At 64.3% G+C, this 1,506-nt stretch carries 1 protein-coding gene; it reads left to right on the top strand.

Translation table 11 applies throughout. The features are described 5' to 3' along the window. The first annotated feature begins 293 nt into the window (after positions 1-293). Positions 294-1,493, top strand: a complete 1,200-nt coding sequence (locus AWC03_RS11645) for an IS110 family RNA-guided transposase (RefSeq protein ID WP_082278410.1) — start codon at positions 294-296, stop codon at positions 1,491-1,493. The last annotated feature ends 13 nt before the right edge of the window (positions 1,494-1,506 follow it).

Raw genomic sequence — 1,506 nt, 5'->3', positions numbered from 1 at the left:
ACGGCGTTGGTACCCGGTATGAAATGGGGTGGAGGCCCACGTGGTTCTGTCTTGCCTGGTCAGACGTACTAGGCATACGGTGCGACCGTCCGGAACAGGGGCCTTCGGGGAACACGTATGGGCAGGCCGTTCTTGCTCGATGGGCTGCGAGCCCGTGTTAGTAGTTGGCCGCCCCTGCGACTTGTCCGGCTGCGCTGCGAGCGCGTATCCGTAGGTGTCGTTCCGTCCCAGCGGTTCCCCGGCCAAGTGATCAGCACGGAAGGGAGAACCAGGCGGTGGTCAGATATGTCGGCATGGATGTGCACCGCGAGTTCGCGCAGCTGGCGGTGGTCGAGGACGGGATCCTCCGCGACGAAGGCAAGATCGGAGTGACGCCAGAAGCATTGCGGGCGTGGGCGTCTGAACTACGCCCGGATGATGAGGTGGCGTTGGAGGCCACCGGAAACAGCGATGCGATCGCTACTCTGCTCACACCGCTGGTGGCCCGTGTGGTGGTGTCGAACCCGTCGAAGACGCGGGCGATCGCCGAGGCGAAGGTGAAAACCGACAAGGTCGATGCGCGGATCTTGGCGCAGTTGCTGGCAGCGGATTTTCTGCCACCGGTGTGGCTGCCCGACGATCGGACCCGCAGTCTGCGCCGGCAGGTGATGCGTCGTGCTCACGTGGTGCGTCAACGGACTCGGCTGAAGAATCAGGTGCACGCGATCCTGGCCCGTAACCTCGCACCGACGCCGCCGGTGTCGGATTTGTTTGGCAAGACCGGTCGGCACTGGCTCTCGCGTCAGCCGTTACCTGCCGATGAACGCGCCAGCGTGCAGGCGTTGTTGCGTCAGTTGGACTTTCACGCCCATGAACTCGCTTTGGTCGATAGAGAGCTGGCCCAAGAAGCGCTCACCGATCCGATGGTGGCCCGGTTGATGACCATCCCTGGTGTCGATGCGATCGCCGGCATCTCCATTGTGGCCGCGGTCGGCGACTTCTCTCGGTTCGACGATCCCGACAAGTTAGTGGCCTATATCGGGCTCAACCCGAAGGTGCGCCAGTCCGGGAATTCCGCGCCGGTGCACGGTCGGATCAGCAAAGCCGGCCGCGCCCATGTGCGTGGTGTGCTGGTGGAGGCGGCCTGGTCGGCCAGTCGCGCACCAGGGCCCTTGCGTGCGTTCTATCAGCGCATCAAATCCCGACGCGGATTTCAGACCGCGATCGTGGCCACCGCCCGCAAGATGACGGTGCTCGCATGGCATTTGGTGACCAAGGACCAGGACTACGCCTTCGCTCGACCAGGGCTGGTCACCCACAAGCGCCGAAAGCTCGAACTGGCCGCCGGGGCGCCGTCACGCCGCGGCAACTACCGCCAGCCCGGCGCGGCCTATAACAGCAAGCACCGCCGCGACGAAGAGAACGCGGTCGTCGAACAGGCCGAACGTGCCTACGAAGTCCTCGTCGCCCACTGGCAACCCCGCAAACCCGCCACCAATCACCGCTCACCTTGACGATTTCATCCGT

This window comes from Mycobacterium europaeum (assembly GCF_002102155.1).
GTDB lineage: Bacteria > Actinomycetota > Actinomycetes > Mycobacteriales > Mycobacteriaceae > Mycobacterium > Mycobacterium europaeum.
Note: the sequence above shows the minus strand (reverse complement) of the source record. Positions and strands in the feature narration are given on the sequence as shown.

Coding starts and splice junctions, on each gene's coding strand:
- AWC03_RS11645 (WP_082278410.1), top strand. CDS start 294: ATGGATGTGCACCGCGAGTTCGCGCAGCTGGCGGTGGTCGAGGACGGG.